The organism is Arthrobacter sp. Z4-13 (assembly GCF_054792705.1).
In genome coordinates, this window is the sequence record NZ_CP096459.1 from 2,012,828 (window position 1) to 2,030,292 (window position 17,465).

General features: G+C 62.0%; 19 protein-coding genes. 9 read left to right on the top strand and 10 right to left on the bottom strand.

The genetic code is table 11. The features are described 5' to 3' along the window. Window positions 1-12: 12 nt before the first annotated feature. The gene (locus M1E07_RS10975; RefSeq protein WP_461190221.1) at window positions 13-1,206 is read right to left on the bottom strand and encodes a type III polyketide synthase; all 1,194 of its coding nucleotides are present in this window, start codon (window positions 1,204-1,206) and stop codon (window positions 13-15) included. A gap of 469 nt (window positions 1,207-1,675) precedes the next feature. Here M1E07_RS10975 and M1E07_RS10980 point away from each other — a divergent pair, with 469 nt between their 5' ends. Beyond that, the gene (locus tag M1E07_RS10980) at window positions 1,676-2,500 is read left to right on the top strand and encodes an alpha/beta fold hydrolase (RefSeq protein ID WP_461190222.1); all 825 of its coding nucleotides are present in this window, start codon (window positions 1,676-1,678) and stop codon (window positions 2,498-2,500) included. A 438-nt stretch (window positions 2,501-2,938) separates the two neighbouring features. Then, window positions 2,939-3,526, top strand: a complete 588-nt coding sequence (locus M1E07_RS10985) for an RBBP9/YdeN family alpha/beta hydrolase (protein ID WP_461190223.1) — start codon at window positions 2,939-2,941, stop codon at window positions 3,524-3,526. 377 nt (window positions 3,527-3,903) lie between these two features. Here M1E07_RS10985 and M1E07_RS10990 read toward each other — a convergent pair whose 3' ends face one another. The 4 genes from M1E07_RS10990 to M1E07_RS11005 form a co-directional block, all read right to left on the bottom strand. After that, window positions 3,904-4,890, bottom strand: coding sequence for a serine hydrolase (locus tag M1E07_RS10990; RefSeq protein WP_461190224.1), 987 nt, complete (start codon window positions 4,888-4,890; stop codon window positions 3,904-3,906). A gap of 379 nt (window positions 4,891-5,269) precedes the next feature. Further along, window positions 5,270-5,419 carry a hypothetical protein gene (locus M1E07_RS10995; RefSeq protein ID WP_461190225.1) on the bottom strand — a complete coding sequence of 50 codons (150 nt, stop codon included), beginning with the start codon at window positions 5,417-5,419 and terminating at the stop codon, window positions 5,270-5,272. Window positions 5,420-5,493: 74 nt separating this feature from the next. Then, complete coding sequence (locus M1E07_RS11000) at window positions 5,494-5,967, bottom strand: VOC family protein (RefSeq protein WP_461190226.1); 474 nt, start codon at window positions 5,965-5,967, stop codon at window positions 5,494-5,496. A gap of 85 nt (window positions 5,968-6,052) precedes the next feature. Then, entirely contained in the window at window positions 6,053-6,451 is a 399-nt protein-coding gene (locus tag M1E07_RS11005) for a VOC family protein (RefSeq protein WP_461190227.1), read from the bottom strand. Window positions 6,452-6,549: 98 nt separating this feature from the next. Here M1E07_RS11005 and M1E07_RS11010 point away from each other — a divergent pair, with 98 nt between their 5' ends. Then, window positions 6,550-6,951: a DUF3054 domain-containing protein gene (locus M1E07_RS11010; RefSeq protein WP_461190228.1), complete on the top strand. Its 402-nt coding sequence runs from the start codon at window positions 6,550-6,552 to the stop codon at window positions 6,949-6,951. A 119-nt stretch (window positions 6,952-7,070) separates the two neighbouring features. Next, window positions 7,071-7,352 (top strand): Lrp/AsnC family transcriptional regulator, encoded by a 282-nt coding sequence (locus M1E07_RS11015; RefSeq protein WP_461190229.1) that lies wholly within the window; start codon window positions 7,071-7,073, stop codon window positions 7,350-7,352. 7 nt (window positions 7,353-7,359) lie between these two features. On the opposite strand, the gene trpD is transcribed toward M1E07_RS11015, so the two are convergent. Next, complete coding sequence (gene trpD / locus M1E07_RS11020) at window positions 7,360-8,418, bottom strand: anthranilate phosphoribosyltransferase (protein WP_461190230.1); 1,059 nt, start codon at window positions 8,416-8,418, stop codon at window positions 7,360-7,362. Between the two features lie 148 nt (window positions 8,419-8,566). Between trpD and ctaE the strand changes: the two genes are divergently transcribed. The 4 genes from ctaE (at window position 8,567) to qcrB (ending at window position 12,904) form a co-directional block, all read left to right on the top strand. Then, complete coding sequence (gene ctaE / locus M1E07_RS11025; protein WP_461190231.1) at window positions 8,567-9,205, top strand: aa3-type cytochrome oxidase subunit III; 639 nt, start codon at window positions 8,567-8,569, stop codon at window positions 9,203-9,205. An 86-nt stretch (window positions 9,206-9,291) separates the two neighbouring features. Next, window positions 9,292-10,080, top strand: coding sequence for a cytochrome bc1 complex diheme cytochrome c subunit (gene qcrC, locus M1E07_RS11030; protein WP_461190232.1), 789 nt, complete (start codon window positions 9,292-9,294; stop codon window positions 10,078-10,080). Between the two features lie 102 nt (window positions 10,081-10,182). After that, complete coding sequence (gene qcrA, locus M1E07_RS11035; protein WP_461190233.1) at window positions 10,183-11,256, top strand: cytochrome bc1 complex Rieske iron-sulfur subunit; 1,074 nt, start codon at window positions 10,183-10,185, stop codon at window positions 11,254-11,256. Continuing rightward, on the top strand, window positions 11,234-12,904 hold the full coding sequence (gene qcrB, locus M1E07_RS11040) for a cytochrome bc1 complex cytochrome b subunit (protein ID WP_461190234.1): 1,671 nt from the start codon (window positions 11,234-11,236) through the stop codon (window positions 12,902-12,904). The genes qcrA and qcrB overlap by 23 nt, the downstream gene beginning before the upstream one ends. Before the next feature lie 132 nt (window positions 12,905-13,036). On the opposite strand, the gene M1E07_RS11045 is transcribed toward qcrB, so the two are convergent. Continuing rightward, entirely contained in the window at window positions 13,037-13,807 is a 771-nt protein-coding gene (locus M1E07_RS11045; RefSeq protein ID WP_461190235.1) for a GntR family transcriptional regulator, read from the bottom strand. Window positions 13,808-13,972: 165 nt separating this feature from the next. Between M1E07_RS11045 and M1E07_RS11050 the strand changes: the two genes are divergently transcribed. Then, complete coding sequence (locus tag M1E07_RS11050) at window positions 13,973-14,266, top strand: HPr family phosphocarrier protein (protein ID WP_461190236.1); 294 nt, start codon at window positions 13,973-13,975, stop codon at window positions 14,264-14,266. A gap of 139 nt (window positions 14,267-14,405) precedes the next feature. Here the strand turns inward: M1E07_RS11050 and M1E07_RS11055 are convergent, their stop codons facing one another. From M1E07_RS11055 to ctaC, 3 genes are read right to left on the bottom strand one after another with little or no spacing between them, the layout of a single operon-like run. Continuing rightward, window positions 14,406-14,807 (bottom strand): cytochrome c oxidase subunit 4, encoded by a 402-nt coding sequence (locus tag M1E07_RS11055; protein WP_461190237.1) that lies wholly within the window; start codon window positions 14,805-14,807, stop codon window positions 14,406-14,408. Next, window positions 14,804-16,531 carry an aa3-type cytochrome oxidase subunit I gene (ctaD, locus tag M1E07_RS11060; protein WP_461190238.1) on the bottom strand — a complete coding sequence of 576 codons (1,728 nt, stop codon included), beginning with the start codon at window positions 16,529-16,531 and terminating at the stop codon, window positions 14,804-14,806. The genes M1E07_RS11055 and ctaD overlap by 4 nt, the downstream gene beginning before the upstream one ends. Window positions 16,532-16,541: 10 nt before the next feature. After that, complete coding sequence (ctaC, locus tag M1E07_RS11065) at window positions 16,542-17,414, bottom strand: aa3-type cytochrome oxidase subunit II (RefSeq protein ID WP_461190239.1); 873 nt, start codon at window positions 17,412-17,414, stop codon at window positions 16,542-16,544. Window positions 17,415-17,465 lie beyond the last annotated feature (51 nt).

Below are 17,465 nucleotides of genomic sequence, written 5' to 3' on the forward strand. Positions count from 1 at the left end.
GGTCCAGGGGGCTCAGGGTACGGATACTTCTGCGGCGGCGTGTCCCGGCATCTGGTCCACCAGTGCCGTGACGGGAGCCTGCCGAAGCTTGGTGAACAGTGCAGTCTCCACCGTGAGTCCCGGGCCGAAGGCCATTGAGCAGATTCGTTCGTCCCCGTCCTCCGCGTCCTGCTCCAATATGTGTTTGAGGACAAAAAGTACTGTGGCGCTGCTCATGTTTCCGTAGTTGCGCAGCGTCTCACGCGCGGGAACCAGTTGCTCGTCAGTTAGGCCCAGCCGGGACTGGACTTTGTCCAGGATGCTCCGGCCGCCCGGGTGGATGGCCCAGTGCCGGATGGACCTGTAGGGGAGTGCCTCCAGCTCCGGGTCCCGGGCAAGGAGAGGCTTAAGGGCGCCCACAATATGATCATCAATAATGTGCGGCACATAGTTGCCCAGAACCATCTCAAACCCGTGGTCGCCGATGTTCCACGCCATTGAGTCCTCGCCGACCGGTGTGAGCACGGTTTCGAAGTGGTCGAGCTGGAGCAGGCTCTTTTCCTCCGAACCGCTGCGTGCAGTGACGACGGCGGCGGCCGCACCGTCGGCGAAAAGGGCTGAGCCCATGATGGTATCAGGATCGTTTGAGGTGCGGACGTGCAGGGAGCACAGCTCGGCGCACACCACGAGGACCACCGCCTGGGGGTCGGCCTCGCAGAACAGTTTCGCGGCCCTGAGTGCGGGAAAAGCTGCATAGCAGCCCATGAAACCGAGGTGGTAGCGCTGGACGGCCGGATCCAGGCCCAGCTCACGGACGATCTTGTAGTCAGGGCCGGGGTTGAAAAAGCCGGTGCAGGAAACTGTGATGAGATGAGTTATGTCAAGTAAATCGAGTTCCGGAGCTGCGTTGACCGCCGCACGGGCGGCGTCCACGAAGAGCTTAGTTGCCTCGCGGCCGAAGATGTCGTTGCGGACCTTGGTGCTGGGGTTCAGGAGCAGGCTGGTGTCGGGATCGAAGAATTGCGGATCGTCGGAGCGGTGATCCCTGGTGAGTTCCTCGACGGCGGTGAACCGGGTGTCGATGGCGGCCGAGTCAAAGCAGGTGCTGACCAGCCGCGAGCCAAGCCTCGACAATCCGGGTTGGGCCGCAAACACGTCTCGGGCTTCTGTTTGGATCAGCATCGTTTTTGGAACTGCAGTTTCAAGTGATCGCACATAGACCGTCATTGACTCATTCTTAACGAGCGCCCGGAATAAGACAATGACCTGCGGATTCAGCATGTCGCCGAAGGCTGCGAGTGTACAGATTTCCTTGTGTGCCCCGCGCCAGTTTCCCTGCCCCTCCCGGGTCTGCTTATAAACGCCGATAATCTACATTATGTAAAGCTACGGTCAGAAGGGGGCCGGCGGAGCGCGCCACCAGACACTACCCTTCGGCTCGGAGCAAGCGGCTTGAGCAGCCGCACTCGAGCCGGACTGGATCCGAACACCTTCAATAACCGCTTCGACATACCCCGGCCGACAACGCTCTGATCGCGATCGTGGTCCCTGTCGGAGGAGTTGCGTAAACCGCGTCGCATGTAATGAGCTGAATCGACTTCACCTTGAAGGTCATAGTGGGAGGATCCCTAGGATTCTCTATTTCCCGTGGATAGTCTGGGACAGGACGCCACCCTACGCGAGGGTCAGTGAGAACGTGATCGAAGCAGTTGCTGCGGTAATCGGCCGGAACAATGTCACCATATTGGGCCGGGATGATGGGCCTGTGGTGATGTTTGCCCACGGTTTTGGCTGCGATCAGGCTATGTGGCGGAAGCTGCTGCCCTATTTCGTTGATGATTACCGGCTGGTGCTTTTTGATCATGTTGGTGCAGGGCACTCCGACATCAGCGCCTATGACTGGGAGAAGTACGGGGCCCTGGATGGGTACGCCTCAGACCTGCTGGAGATTTGCGCCGCCCTTGAACTTGAGGACGTCATCCTGGTGGGCCACAGTGTCAGCACGATGATCGCCGTGATCGCCGCAGTGCAGGACCCCAACCGTTTCTCCCAACTGGTCCTGCTTGCTCCTTCACCCCGTCATACGGATGACCCGTACGACGGCTACGTGGGCGGGTTTTCCCGGGAAGACATCGAGGGCCTGCTGGCATCTCTGGACAGCAACTATTTTGCGTGGGCAGCGGCCTTGGCGCCCATGGTTATGGGCAACCCGCAGGAGCCGGAATTAGCGGAGGACCTGCGTGTCAGCTTCTGCCGGACAGATCCGTCCATCGCACGGCACTTCGCCGGGGTAACTTTCTTTTCCGACACCCGCCCTGAACTGAAAAAGCTGCGCACCAGCTGCCTGATTCTGCAGTGCTCCGAGGATCGGCTTGCCCCGCGGGAAGTGGGCGCCTACCTGCACAAGAATCTGAAACACAGCACCTTGGTGCAGCTTCAGGCCACCGGGCACTGTCCCCATGTCAGCGCTCCGGAGGAAACGGCCCGGGCGATTCTGCACTACCTTGACACCCGCTCGTGACAGGCGACGCCGGCCCCTCCCCCGCTCGACTTTGAAGCCTTCTTATATCAAGCACCCTGCGGGTGCCTATGTCTGGGAGGCATTGCCCTGTGGTTCGGCGGTCCGGGCCGCCAGTGCCGGAGTCATCGGTGTGTGGGCAAGGATCCCGTCCGGCACGGCAGGACGATCATTGCCCGGCGCTGTGCATCGGCTTCTCCGTGGTTTCCCTGGAATGCCGTCCTCGCCGACCCCCTTCGCGTACGCTTTGCCGCCTGCACCGGTTTAAGATGCGTTGCCCCGGGCAGGGGAAGGAAAGGCTCTGGCGGGGCCCTGGTTACTGGTGCTCGGCGGCGGTTAGACAGCTGGGCGGGTCCATATCCAGCCCGTGCGCCTACCTACTGTGGCGGGATTCGGACTCACGTAACTGTCGCACCAGCGGACCCTTTAGAGTCTTTGCCTATGAACACAACGGCCAGTAACGTCCCGGTTCGACCCGTCCAGCGGGTTGTCATTGTCCACGGGTACGAGGCTTCGCCTGATGCGAACTGGTTCCCATGGCTTCAAAACGCCCTCGATGCTGAAGGCATAGCCGTCACAGTCGTCCCCCTCCCCACACCGGACGATCCTGACAAGGCAGCGTGGGAGGACGCGGTCAGCACGGCACTCGGAGTGCCCAATGCGGCAACGGCGATCGTGGCGCATTCCCTCGGTGTGGTCGCTGTCCTACGAGTACTCGCGGCATTGCCGGAGCCATGGGAACTGGGCGGTCTTGTGTTGGTAGCCGGCTTCACTGAGCCGCTGGAGGCATTGCCGGAACTCGATGGTTTCCTCGCCGCTGACGTTGACGTTGAACGGGTAGTGACGAACATTAGGGATCGAACAGTGATCCGCTCCGACACGGATCCTTTTGTGCCGCCGGCAGCATCCGATGGCCTCGCGACGCGCTTGGACGCAGGGTTGCAGGTTCATCCGGGAGCAGGACACTTCATGACAGAAGACGGCGTCACAAGCCTGCCGGCTCTGCTTGACCTGATCCTGTCCAGATAGTGCTGCTCGCCGCACGGAGCACGCCCGAAAGGGAAAGGCCTGGACTTCTCCATGGCAGCTACGGTGTGCGGTCTTACGGCGCGCTGAGGCGGAAGACGTGGCCGGTCGGAAGCTGGAAATGGATGGCAGGACCAGCTGAACCAGTTCCGTGCCCACTGGTTCATCGAGCAGGTCGTTGATCGGCGCCGGGGGCGCTCTCACTCCGTCCTATGCTGTCAGAGCAAATCCCGGTCGTGCTCTTCTGACGGCTGTTAGGGGTTCCAAGATGGCCGGCGCCGGAGATCGCACACGCCAGCAGAGCCGCACGTTAGGCCGGCGGGCCCCTGCGAACTCCGGCTTGGCGTTGCAAAGTGGGCTATTACAAGCAAGTACCCAACCTAGAACAGGCCGGACACAACCGCGTGGGTAAGTTGATGGATGACCTCAGTTCGTGCGGGTATGTCGCCCAGACCCGCACCCAGGGTGTACACCACAAAAACGTACGCGTGACCGTTCTGAACCAGGATGCTCGCGTCATGCAGGTTCCCGTTAAGCAGCCCGTACTTATGGAACACAGTTATGCCGGGCGGGACAGCGGCGGGAATCAGCGTCTCGTAGTTGGTGTGCTGCATGTAGGAGAGCAACTGGGCGGCATGAGTCCCGCTGATCAGTTTTCCGTTGTAGAGGAGTGCCAGTATCCTGGCCGTTTCTGCCGGGGAAAGGGTGTTGTAAGTCCTGTCGTAGGCAATCCCGATTGAGGCTGCATAATCATGGATCCGCTGGTATCCGATAGCTTGGACGATCAGCGCCCAGGAATCGTTGTTGCTTTGCTTGATCATTTGCTGGATCTGAAACTCCGCCGTCCCTTGCCCAAGCGGGGCTGTCAGGGATAGTTCGCCAATTTCGGCAAGGTGGTAGTAGGCTGCCGCGGCCAGTATCTTTCCTGTGCTGGCTGCCACAAATTTGTCCCGGACCCCGTACTGGTAAACAGCGCCGTCTGCGGTGTCGATCAGGGCCACCCCGAGTTGGTATTGGGTATTTGCCCCGATGATGCCGTTAATCTGGCCTTCGAGTTCGACGACACCTTTCTCGCGGACCGGAACGATGGGGGCGGCTTGCGCACGAATTTTTGGCGCAGGCGGCGAAGTGGGTGGGGTTGCCTTTTCCGTCGCCGCCGGGGCCAGTGAAGGAACTGTCCGGTTCGGGGCAGCCGGGGCGGTGGGGAACGGTGCGGGCGCCGGTGCGCAACTGGTGGTTGTAGTTATGACCACGACGGCGAGACAGGCAAGGAAGCGCGCGGGACGTCTGGCGTGCCAGCTTAGCCGGCGGCGGCCGGTCCCGGCGGGGTCCGCGGCGCGGAGTGGGTTCATCGCTGCGTCATCCACTGCCTGCCTGCTTCCGTCCATTTGAGGTGCACCCTCTTTGCCCCCACTTTGGGACACGGACGCTCGAAAAACCTTTAACCGGGCGGTGTCGCTCCTAGGGAAATCGTCGGATGGGTTGGTCGATTTGACGAGGATCTCGGGAGTAGCACCATCGGCACAATGTTTTTTGGGAGCAGGAATGGATGAGCACCTTGGTCAGACGCGCTCGGCCGTGTTCTTCTGGGTCGTGTGCCTCCTGGTCCTGGCTGAGACACACCTTGTCTCGGTTATGTTCCGAGGGGTCCCGGGTGACGTCCCGAGGGCAGCCGATTCCAGGGCATGCCTTAGCTTCGATGCACCTTGCGCCGGACCGCAAGCGCACGAACCGACACGGACAAGGTCAGCGCCGCGGCCCGATTCCTGCCCCCACCACTGCGCCGATACCGAGTCCCACGGCGAAGCCGATGAATGGGCTATCGAAGACTGCCAGGCCCAAGGTGATCCCGACGGCAGCGCCCAGAAGGGAGCAGATCCAAAGAGGTTTATTCATTCGACCTGATGCTGCAGCAGGACTCTCCCGGGTACTGCGCCGGCAGTTTCCAAACAGATGCCTCGAGCCGGAGCTCAGCCATCGTAGGCCTTCTGCAGCTCCGCGATGTCCAGCTTGCGCATTCCAAGCATGGCCTGCATCGCACGCTGCGAACCCTGCGGATCGGGACCGGAAATCAAAGAACCCAGAACAGACGGGACGATCTGCCAGGAAACCCCGAAGCGGTCCTTGAGCCAGCCGCACATGCTTTCATTGCCGCCGTCGGTCAGTGCCGTCCAGTAGCGGTCCACAGCGTCCTGGTCCCCGCAATCGACCACAAAGGAAACGGCCTCGGTGAAACCCGGACCCCGCGCACCATTCAGCGCCCTGAATCCACGCCCTTCCAATTCGAACTCGACGGCGATCGCCTGGCCTGCAGTACCCGGTCCGCCTTCGCCGAAGCGCGAAACGTTAAGTATCTTCGAATCATCAAACACTGAGGTGTAGAACTCTGCGGCCTCTTCCGCCTGGTTCTCGAACCAGAGGCAAGTCCCGATGGTGCGTGGCATGGCTGCTCCCTTCCCGCTTGAGCCTAGTGCTGCGGCCTTGGCTGGACAACGGTGGTGAGGCGCAGGGTTTTCAGGCGCAGGGTTTTCAGCCGCCGGGCCCTTGGGACGCCGGTTGTCCTGCAGCCAGCTGGCTGACGAGCCCCAGCGTGTTGCCCTCGCTGTCCCGGACGAATGCCATCCACTCATCCGTACCTGCCGGACCCAGCCGGCCGTCCGTATGGCTGTAGATCACATGTGGCGCATCCACCACCTCCACTCCCCTGGCTGCCAGTTCCTCCACGGACGCCCTGACATCGGGAACCTGGAGGTACAGAAGAGCCCGCGGGGCCCCTAGTTCCAGCAGCAGCCGCACGCCCTCGAGGTCGAAGAAGACAAGGCCGGGCGGATCGAACACCGCTGTGGGTTGCACAGCCAGCAGTTCGGCGTAAAAGCCAGCCGCCCGCGGAAGATCTTCCGCATACTGGGCAACCTGAATCAACCGCATAACTCCGCCTTCCTTTTCCCGGTTTCTCCATCCTGCTCAAACGTGGAGGGACGGACAAGGGGCCCCGGGCGCAACAGCCAATTGCTAGGCTCGAAGCCATGACGCCTCCGATTCAGCGGCCCCTCCCCTCCTCCACCGCGCGGCAGACAGCAGCCGCAGCCATAGCCGACGCTGTGCTGATTCTGGTGTTCGCCGCCGTCGGCCGTGATGCCCACCAGCGCGGCGACGTGGTTGCCGGTGTCCTGCTGACCGCATGGCCCTTCCTCGCCGGGGCAGCCCTTGGATGGCTGGCTGCACGGGCATGGCGCAACCCGCTGTCCGTTCGCCGGGCCGGGCTGGCAGTATGGCTTGGAGCCCTGGTGGGCGGAATGGCGCTCCGGCTGGTGACCGGCCAGACGGTGGTGCTGCCCTTTATCATCGTGGCGTTGCTGAGCCTGGGGCTCCTGGTGGTCGGGTGGCGGCTGGCGTGGGCCGGGGCCAAGCGGCTGAGGAGCGCCTGAAAAACGCAACTTGGGGTGGCTCGTGGGCCCGCCGGCAGCGCGCCCGGATGTAATAGGCTGGCAGCACCGAAAAGCTTGCCGGGCTCTGCTACGGCGCAACAGATCCGGAAGGATTTATCGTGATCACCGCATTCGTTTTGATCAAGACTGACGCTGCCCGCATTCCTGAAACGGCCGAGCAGATCTCAGCGATCGAGGGCATCAGTGAGGTGTATTCCGTTACCGGCGAGTGGGACCTGATCGCGGTGGCAAGGGTGCCCAGGCACGAGGACCTGGCGGACGTTATTGCCGACCGCTTGTCCAAAGTGCCTGCAGTCGTCCACACCACAACGCACATCGCATTCCGCGCCTACTCGCAGCACGATCTGGACGCCGCCTTTGCCTTGGGCTTCGAGCAGTAGCCAGGAATCACCTGCGGGTCAGCGAAACCCATTTTTCCAGGACCGCCGCTGCGGCGCCCGTCCCAATCGATTCGGCTGCGCGGCTGAACGCTTTCTGCATCCGCTCGAGGAACGGACCGTCGGCACTGGTGTCGAAGGCCACGAGGCCGGCTGCCGCATTAAGGAGAACGGCGTCGCGGGCCGCACCTTCCTTGCCCGCGAGGACTTCGCGGACTACTGCTGCGTTGGCCTGCGCGTCACCGCCGCGGAGCTGCTCCACGGTTGCCGGTTTGATCCCGAGGTCCGCCGGCGAGAAGGTCAGCTCAGACACATTGCCGTCGCGGATTTCCCACACGGTTGAGGGGCCTGTGGTGGTCAGCTCATCGAGCCCGTCATTTCCGCGGAACACCAGGCCCCGGCTCCCGCGCCGGGCCAGGACGCCCGCCACCAGCGGCGCCATCCTGGCGTTGGCAACCCCCACCGCGGAGGCCTGGACATTGGCCGGGTTGGTCAGCGGGCCCAGGAAGTTGAAGGCAGTGGGGATGGCCAGTTCCTTCCGTGGCACGGCCGTGTGGCGGAAGGACGGATGGAAGACCTGGGCGAAGCAGAACGTGATTCCTGCCTCCTCCGCATTGTGCGCCACCTGTTCGATGGACAGGTCGAGGCGGACGCCCAGGGCCTCCAGCACGTCCGCCGAACCGGACGACGACGACGCCGCCCGGTTGCCGTGCTTAACAACCTTTGCGCCTGCTCCGGCAGCCACCAGTGCCGCCATGGTGGAGATGTTGACAGTGTTCAGCTGGTCACCGCCGGTTCCGACGATATCCAGCTTCTCACCTGAAATTGAGACCGGATTGGCGTGGGCGAGCATGGCATCCACCAGGCCGGAAAGTTCCTCCACCGTTTCACCCTTGGCGCGCAGGGCAACCAGGAAACCCGCAATCTGGGCGGGCGTCGCTTCCCCGGACATGATGGTGTCCATGGCCCAGGCGGTACTGTCCGCCGTGAGGTCATTGCCGTTGATCAATGCCGAGATCAGCCGCGGCCACGTGTTGCCCGCCGACGCTGCAGATGCCTGTGAAGTCACCTGCTGATGCTATCGAGGGATGGCCGGGACTGACCAATGTGAACGGGCGGGGGAACTTTCCGGAGCGATTTCGCGTCTTTGTAGAAAAAGTCCCCCCAAAAGGCGGTTTGCGTTGGGCAGCACGGACTTTTACAGACATAATGTCTATGTGACATCTGCGACCCATGCCCCCAGTTCCCCGGCGCACCCCACGCTGAACCGCCCCAATATGGTTTCCGTTGGAACCGTAGTGTGGCTGTCCAGCGAGTTGATGTTCTTCGCCGGTCTCTTTGCCATGTACTTCACGCTGCGCTCAACGAGCGGCGAGATGTGGGCGGCTGAGACAGCCAAGCTCAACTTCCCCTTTGCGCTCGCCAACACGATCGTCCTCGTGGCCAGTTCCTTTACTTGCCAGATGGGCGTCTTCGCCGCCGAGCGGCTGCAGCCGCGCCGTACCGGCGGGGCCTTCCAGTTCGCCCGCTGGGGTATGAACGAATGGTTCACCCTGACGTTCCTGATGGGCGCGTTCTTCGTCGCCGGCCAGGCCACGGAATACGCGATGCTGGTTTCCGAGCACGTCTCGCTCTCCTCCAACGCCTACGGTTCAGCCTTCTACATGACCACCGGGTTCCACGGCCTCCACGTGATCGGCGGCCTGGTGGCCTTCCTCCTGATCATGGGCCGTTCCTTTGCCGCGAAGAAGTTCGGGCACTTTGAAGCAACGTCAGCGATTGTCACCTCGTACTACTGGCACTTCGTCGATGTCGTGTGGATTGGCCTCTTCCTGGTCATCTACGTACTCAAGTAGCCAGCTTTGATTCTTTTTCTACAAGAGGCAGAATTTCAGGTAGCGGCTCCAGGAGCCGGCGCAGGATCGAATAAAGGAACCACCACGTGAAGGCACTCTCGCAAAAGCGGCGTCACCCACTGGCAGCAATCGCGCTGCTTCTGATGGGGCTCCTCATCACTGGTGGGCTGTACGCCGTGGCCACCACCGTCAACGAGGCCAAGGCTTCCACCACCACCTTCAGCGCAAATGACGCAGAGGAAGGCGGCAAGCTGTTCGCCGCCAACTGCGCCACCTGCCACGGCATGGGTGGCAGCGGTTCGTCTGATGGCCCGTCCCTCGTCGGCGTGGGCGCCGCAGCTGTTGATTTCCAGGTGGGAACTGGCCGGATGCCTATGCAGATGAACGGCCCCCAGGCGCTGGAGAAGCCTGTTCAGTTCAACGATGAGCAGACCCACCAGCTTGCAGCCTATGTTGCGTCCCTGGGTGCGGGCCCGGCAATCCCTGAAGAAAGCCTGCTCGACGAGGGCGGCAACTCAGCAGCCGGTGGCGAACTGTTCCGCACCAACTGCGCCATGTGCCACAACGCTGCTGCCGCCGGCGGCGCCCTGACCCGCGGCAAGTTTGCACCCGCACTGGAAGACACCTCGGGCAAGCACATCTACGAGGCCATGGTCACCGGGCCGCAGAACATGCCGGTCTTCAGCGACTCCAACATCACGCCTGAAGGCAAGCGCGACATCATCACCTTCCTGAAGCAGATCGAAACCAGCGGCTCCCCCGGCGGCGCTGAACTGGGCTCGCTCGGCCCCGTGGCTGAAGGCCTGTTCGTCTGGATCGCAGGCCTCGGCGTCATCATCGCGTTCACCATCTGGCTGACCTCGCGGACGTCCTAGGACCTTCGCGAACCACCGTACAAACTTCTGCTGATCTGTCAGCAGTTTGATATTAGAAACTAACCCGGCACCCGCCGGGACGAGAGAAGGATGAGGCGAATTATGGGCAACCATAGTGACGGCAGTCCGAACCACTCGGGCACCGTAGCTACGGCTGGTCAGAATGAGGTGGAGAAGTTCCAGGACCCTGGAATTCCTCCACACCGTTTGCGCCTGGCTGACACGGACCCGAAGGCCGCAAAGCGGGCAGAACGGCAGGTCGCCTTACTTTTTGGCATCTCTGTTGTTGGAACCCTGATCTTCCTGGTGGCGTACTTCGCCATTGATCTGGGCGCCGCAGAATCAACCATTACCAACATCCGGCTCCAGAACATGCTGCTGGGCCTTGGTACTGCGTTCGCAATGCTCGGCATCGGTACCGGCATCGTGCACTGGGCCAAGGCCCTGATGCCGGACCATGAAGTTTCCGAAGAGCGCCACGCCATCCGCTACGAAGAGGACCGCCAGGCGGCAGTCCGGATCGTAGATGACATCGTGGAAGAGACGGGCATCAAGCGCCGTCCGCTGATCCGGAACACCCTTTTGGGGGCAGTTGCGCTTGCGCCGCTGCCGGCAGTCGCCATTTTCGGCGACCTCGGACCGCGCCCGGACAACAAGCTGGCGCACACCCTGTGGGCACCCGCGGAAGGCAAGCTCAAGCGCCTCGCCCGTGACCCTGACGGAACGCCCATCAAGGCTTCCGATGTCACCATCGGTTCGGCCTTCCATGTCATTCCGGAAGGCCTCAACGAACTTCAGGAAGGCAAGCTCAACGAGAAGGCCAAGGCCGTTGTGCTGCTCATGCGCCTCGATCCGGAATCGCTGAACCCCTCTGCGGGCCGCGAGGACTGGGGCTACAACGGCATCGTTGCCTACTCAAAGATCTGCACCCACGTTGGTTGCCCCGTTGCTCTCTATGAGCAGCAGACGCACCACCTGCTGTGCCCGTGCCACCAGTCCACCTTTGACCTCACGCAAGAGTGCAAGGTGATCTTTGGCCCCGCCAGCCGTCCTCTCCCCCAGCTGCCCATCGCAGTTGATGACGAGGGATACCTGGTCGCCACCAGCGACTTCAAAGAACCTGTAGGACCAAGTTACTGGGAGCGTGATATGCATGAGCGCAGCATCAACAGCTGAGCCCGCTTTCGCCGCCAAAACCAAGACAGGCCGGTTCACCGACTTCGTCGATGCTCGTGTTGGCGGTTCCGGAATCCTCCGCGAATTCGGCCGCAAGGTGTTCCCGGACCACTGGTCCTTTATGTTCGGCGAAGTGGCACTGTACTCCTTTGTCATCCTGCTGCTCTCCGGCACTTTCCTGACGTTCTTCTTCGATCCGTCCATGGCGGAGACGCACTACGACGGCTCCTACGTTCCCCTCAAGGGCGTTGAAATGTCGGTGGCGTACAGCTCGTCACTGGACATCTCCTTCGACATCCGCGGCGGCCTCTTCATGCGCCAGGTCCACCACTGGGCAGCGCTGCTGTTCGTGGCTTCCATCGCCGTGCACATGCTGAGGGTCTTCTTCACCGGAGCCTTCCGCAAGCCCCGCGAAATGAACTGGGTTGTGGGCGGTGTTCTGCTGATCCTGGCGATGGCGGCCGGTTTCACCGGCTACTCGCTCCCCGACGACCTGCTCTCCGGCAACGGCCTGCGCATCATCGACGGCGTGATCAAGTCCATCCCGATTGTTGGCACCTACATCTCGTTCTTCCTCTTCGGTGGGGAATTCCCGGGTACTGCCATCATCGGCCGCCTGTACATGCTGCACATCCTGCTGGTGCCGGCACTGATCCTGCTGATGATCGTCCTGCACCTCTTTATGGTGGTCGTGCACAAGCACACCCAGTACCCTGGCCCGGGCCGCAATGACAACAACGTGGTCGGCTACCCGCTGGGTCCCGTCTACGCTGCCAAGGCCGGTGGATTCTTCTTCATCGTCTTCGGCGTGCTGGCACTGATGGCTGGTTTCTTCACGATCAACCCGATTTGGAACTACGGTCCCTACGACCCCTCCCCCGTGTCGGCCGGTACCCAGCCTGACTGGTACATCGGTTTCGTCGACGGCGCACTGCGCCTGATGCCGGGAACTCTAGGTAACTGGCAGGTAGAGCAGGACTGGTTCGGTTACGTGTTCAGTTTCAACGTCCTGCTGCCCGCCCTTGTGCCTGCCGGCATCCTGTTCACGGTGATGTTTATGTACCCCTGGATTGAGCGGTGGATCACCAAGGATGACCGCGAACACCACGTCCTGGACCGTCCCCGCAACGCCCCGACCCGCACCGCAATCGGCATGGCAGGTTTCGTCTGGTACTGCGTGATGTGGGCAGCGGCAGGTTCGGACCTCATCGCCACGCACTTCGGTGTCTCCCTGAACGACGTCACCTACTGGTTGCGCACCCTGTTCTTCATCGGTCCGATCATCGCCTTCATCGTCACCAAGCGCGTAGCCCTGGCTCTTCAGCGCAAGGACCGGGAAATCGCCCTCCACGGCCGCGAGACCGGACGTATTGTCCGCCTCCCGCACGGCGAGTTCATCGAGGTGCACGCACCGCTGGACGAATACAAGCGCTACAAGCTGGTGGGCTTCGAGTCACCCAACGTTCTTCCGGCAGTGCCGAACGAACACGGCGTAGTGACCCGCAAGGAGAAGCGCCGGGCATTCCTCTCCAAGTGGTTCTTCGAGGACCGTGTTGCCCCGGCTACCCCTGCTGAGCTGGAAGCCGCCCATGGCCACGGCCACGCGGCAGTGGAAGCTCCCGAGGCAGCGAAGAGCCTGAGCCACTAGGCACCAAGGCTTCGTTCAAACATTGAAGGCCCGGTCCAAGAGGACCGGGCCTTTCGTGTTCCCGCGCCCACCGGCGGCAGGGGTTGTTGTGCCGCCGGCAAAGCACCGGAAACACCGCAGAGCCGTGCCGGCTCAGTGGTTACGGGTCCGCCGTGCCCCCGGGCGCTGCAACGGGACCCACAGCTTGTACCGGTCGGCCCGGTAATAGGAAACGGAATAGTCCACCATTGTCCGTGCAACAAAAGCGTGGCGCTGGATCTTGAGCAACGGTGAGCCGACCTCGACGTTGAGCAGCCGTGCCGTGGATGGTGATGCCGCGGTGGCCTCGATCATGTCCTCACCCCACTCCATTACCAGGCCATACTGTTCGCTCAGCACGTTGTACAGCGAGGTTGGCGGCTCCCCGTCCAATAGGCCAGGAACACGGTGGGCAGGAATGAAGTTCTCATCCACGCTCATGGGTTCACCGTCCGCCAGGAGCAGGCGCCGAAAGCGGACCAGAGGGGTTCCCTCGTCCAGTTGGAGCTCGCGGGCAAGGAAAGCGCTGGCGCCGATCTGTTCGAAGCTGAGTACCTTGGCCGCGGGAACCATGCCGCGGCGCTGCATCTCCTCGCTGTATGAGGTCAGCTTCACCTGCAGGTCCAGCTTGGGCCTGCGCACGAAAGTGCCAAGGCCCACTACGCGTTCAATGACTTCTTCACCCACCAGCGCGTCGATTGCCTGCCGCACGGTCATCCGGGCAAGGCCAAAACGCTCCGCGAGGTCGCGCTCAGATGGCAGCGCGGTACCCGGCCGGCACGATTCGGAGATGTATGCGCGGAGGATCTCGCGGAGCTGGACATAGATCGCGGTCCCGCTTGTACGGTCGATTTCGCCGGCTATCCCCCCGGCGCTAGCTGCCACGGTAGGTCTCCCCTGGGTTCAAGTTCACCTTGCCATTTTAGGACAGGTCTAGACCACCGGATGCCAGACGCCCGGTTCATTCGGGAAACGGGCAATCGGCCCGCTATATTGGACAGGAAATTTTTATTACCCGACGGATGGGGCCGTCATAAACAAGGAGTCCCGTTGCCAACATACAAGGCCGTGGTCAGAGCCCCGATCGGACTGCACGCACGCCCGGCGGCCGTATTCGTCAGGGCTGTGACTGATACCGGGCTCCCTGTAACCATCACCAAGCCCGGCACCGGGGGCGTGGATGCACGGTCACTTCTTCAAGTGATGACGGCCGACTTTCACCATGGGTGCGAAGTGGAGCTGGGCATCGATGATTCGGTGCTCAGCGGCGCTCTGAGTGAGGCAAGAGCAGAAGATACCCTCCGGTCGCTTGGCGAGCTGCTTGAGTCGCAGGGGGCCGGCTAGGCGCCCTGCACAGGGCCATTGTTTCAGTGGCTCGTACCCGCCGGCCTGGCCACAGCTCCGGCACGAGGCAGCAACAACATCAAGAACGACGGCGGGCCCCACCTTTTGGTGGGGCCCGCCGTCGTTCTTCTTGTTGTGCCTAGTGGGCGTGGTCGCCGCGGCTGTACTCGTAGACCCAGCCCACGAGTGCCACAACGGCCAGGCCGGCCGCGATGTAAACGATCCAGAAGCCTACTGCCAGGCCCAGGAATCCCGTGGCGCAAGCCAGGCCCAGAACCAGCGGCCACCAGCTCCAGGGGCTGAAATGTCCCTGTTCGCCGGCACCCTCATGGATTTCGGCGTCGTTGCGGTCCTCTGGACGCATGCCGACCCGCTTGCCGGTGAAGCCCAGGTATCCGCCGATCATTCCGGCAAGGCCGCCGACGAGGAGGATGCCAAGGATACCGACCCATTCACCCCAGTCGGTGAGGAACCCGTAAATCACCGAGACCGGTACAAAGAAGAAGACTCCGGAACCAAAGATCCATGACTCAATTTTCACTGTGCAGTGTCCTTCTGGTCGGCGTTACCGAGCGTGGAGGCTGCGGGAGCCGGTGACTCGACAGTGTGGATCTGTCGAAGCTCGGGGTGGTGCAGGTCCAGCGCTGGCCGCTCGGAACGGATCCGGGGCAGCGAGGTGAAGTTGTGCCGCGGCGGCGGGCAGGATGTGGCCCACTCCAGCGAGGCACCGAAGCCCCACGGGTCGTCGACCTGCACCCTTTCGGCGCTGCGCCAGGTGATATAGACGTTCCAGAAGAACGGAATCAGGGACGCGCCGAGGACAAACGAGGCAACCGTGGAGAACTGGTTCATCCAGGTGAAGTTGTCCTCCACCAGGTAGTCCGCGTAACGGCGGGGCATGCCCTCAACGCCCAGCCAGTGCTGGATCAGGAAGGTGCCGTGGAAGCCGAGGAACAGGAGCCAGAAGTGGATCTTGCCGAGGCGCTCGTTGAGCATCTTGCCGGTCCACTTGGGCCACCAGAAGTAGAACCCGGCGAACATCGCGAACACCACGGTGCCGAACACGACGTAGTGGAAGTGTGCCACCACGAAGTAGGAGTCCGAGACGTGGAAGTCCAGCGGCGGGGAGGCCAGGATGATGCCGGTGAGGCCGCCGAAGAGGAACGTGATCAGGAACCCGATGCTCCACAGCATGGGGGTCTCGAACGTCAGCGAGCCCCGCCACATGGTGCCGATCCAGTTGAAGAACTTCACGCCCGTGGGCACTGCGATGAGCATGGTCATGAATGCGAAGAACGGCAGCAGCACCGCTCCGGTGACGTACATGTGGTGGGCCCATACCGTTACGGACAGGGCAGCAATGGCGATCGTTGCGTAGACCAGGCCCTTGTAGCCGAAGATCGGCTTGCGGCTGAACACCGGGAAGATTTCGGAGACGATGCCGAAGAACGGCAGCGCGATGATGTAGACCTCGGGGTGGCCGAAGAACCAGAACAGGTGCTGCCAGAGGACTGCGCCGCCGTTTTCGGGGTCAAAGATGTGTGCACCGAAGCGGCGGTCAGCACCAAGGGCAAACAGCGCGGCGGCGAGCGGCGGGAACGCCATGAGCACCAGGATGGCGGTGACCAGGGTATTCCAGGTGAAGATCGGCATCCGCCACATTGTCATGCCGGGGGCACGCATGCAGATGATGGTGGTGATGAAGTTGACCGCGCCGAGGATGGTGCCGAAGCCGGACAGCGCCAGACCGAACACCCACAGGTCGCCACCGATGCCGGGGCTGAAGGTGGTGTTGGACAACGGCGCGTAGGCGAACCAGCCGAAGGATGCAGCACCCTGCGGGGTGATGAAGCCGGACACCGCAATGGTGGAGCCGAAGAGGAAGAACCAGAAAGCCAGCGCGTTCAGGCGGGGGAACGCGACGTCCGGCGCGCCGATCTGCAGCGGCATGATCACGTTTGCAAACCCGGCGAAAAGCGGGGTGGCGAACATCAGGAGCATTACGGTGCCGTGCATCGTGAACAGCTGGTTGTACTGCTCTTTGGTCTGCAGGATCTGCATGCCGGGTTCGAAGAGTTCGGCGCGGATCAGCAGCGCCATCACGCCACCGAGGCAGAAGAAGACAAACGAGGCAATCAGGTACATGTACCCGATGGTCTTGTGGTCTGTGGAGGTGATCCAGTTGACGACGATGCGTCCCTTGGATCGCGGAACCACGGGAGCTGTGACAACTCCGGTGGGTGCGGATTGAGTGTACGTAGCCACGTCGCTCCCCTTACTTAATTTCGTTCAGGTTCGGGTTGCGGTCGTATTCCACACCGAGGAGGCCTGTGTTGCCGGCTGCCTTGAGCTCTTCCATGTGTGCCTGGAATTCAGCTTCCGACACCACCTTGACACGGAAAAGCATTTCGGAGTGGTACTCGCCGCAAAGTTCGGCGCACTTGCCGTCGTAGGTGCCCTCTGCAGTGGGGGTGAACCGGATGTAGTTGGTCTTGCCCGGGATCATGTCGCGCTTCTGAAGGAAGGCGGGAACCCAGAAGGAATGGATCACGTCACGAGAGTTGAGCTCGAGGTCAACGGACTTGTTGACGGGCAAGTACAGCGTGGGGAGCTGTTCCTTGTCGATGGTGTTGCCGGTGAGGTGCGCCTGAACGCCTGCCTCGTGGACGTCTTCTTCAATGACGCTGCCGGACTTGTAGTTGAAGTCCCACGCCCACTGCTTGCCGCGGACGTCTACAACGACGTCAGCGGGCTGCGACCGGTCATCAATGGCCTGCTGGTCACGGTCCGTGAAGTAGAAGAACACCAGCACCATAAACAGCGGAATGGTCAGGTAGAAGACTTCCAGGGGGAGGTTGAAGCTGGTCTGCCGCGGAAACCCGACGGTGCCCTTACGGCGCCGGTAGGCCACGAGGCACCAGACAATCAGGCCCCAGGTAATAATGCCTACAGCAAGGGCGGCAATCCATGAGTTGACCCAGAGGTCCATGATGCGGTCGCTGTTGCTGGTGGTGCCACGTTCAGTGGGCAGCCACCCCTTCTCTACCTCTGGCGAACATCCGGTCAAAACCAACGCGCCGGCAATTGCCAAGCTTGAGATCGTGGTGATCGTTTTGCGTCGGCTGCCGGTTCGGTTCTGCGAACTCACAGACGGCCCTTCCTACTTGTTGCTGTTGTCCGGGCAGCCATCGGCGCCGCG

Bases quoted from the DNA above. Each gene is read 5' to 3' on its own strand.
- M1E07_RS10985 (WP_461190223.1), top strand. From the start codon at position 2,939: ATGAACACAACGGCCAGTAACGTCCCGGTTCGACCCGTCCAGCGGGTT.
- M1E07_RS11000 (WP_461190226.1), bottom strand. From the start codon at position 5,967: ATGCCACGCACCATCGGGACTTGCCTCTGGTTCGAGAACCAGGCGGAA.
- qcrB (WP_461190234.1), top strand. From the start codon at position 11,234: ATGAGCGCAGCATCAACAGCTGAGCCCGCTTTCGCCGCCAAAACCAAG.
- M1E07_RS10995 (WP_461190225.1), bottom strand. From the start codon at position 5,419: ATGAATAAACCTCTTTGGATCTGCTCCCTTCTGGGCGCTGCCGTCGGG.
- M1E07_RS11010 (WP_461190228.1), top strand. From the start codon at position 6,550: ATGACGCCTCCGATTCAGCGGCCCCTCCCCTCCTCCACCGCGCGGCAG.
- M1E07_RS11005 (WP_461190227.1), bottom strand. From the start codon at position 6,451: ATGCGGTTGATTCAGGTTGCCCAGTATGCGGAAGATCTTCCGCGGGCG.
- qcrA (WP_461190233.1), top strand. From the start codon at position 10,183: ATGGGCAACCATAGTGACGGCAGTCCGAACCACTCGGGCACCGTAGCT.
- M1E07_RS10975 (WP_461190221.1), bottom strand. From the start codon at position 1,206: ATGACGGTCTATGTGCGATCACTTGAAACTGCAGTTCCAAAAACGATG.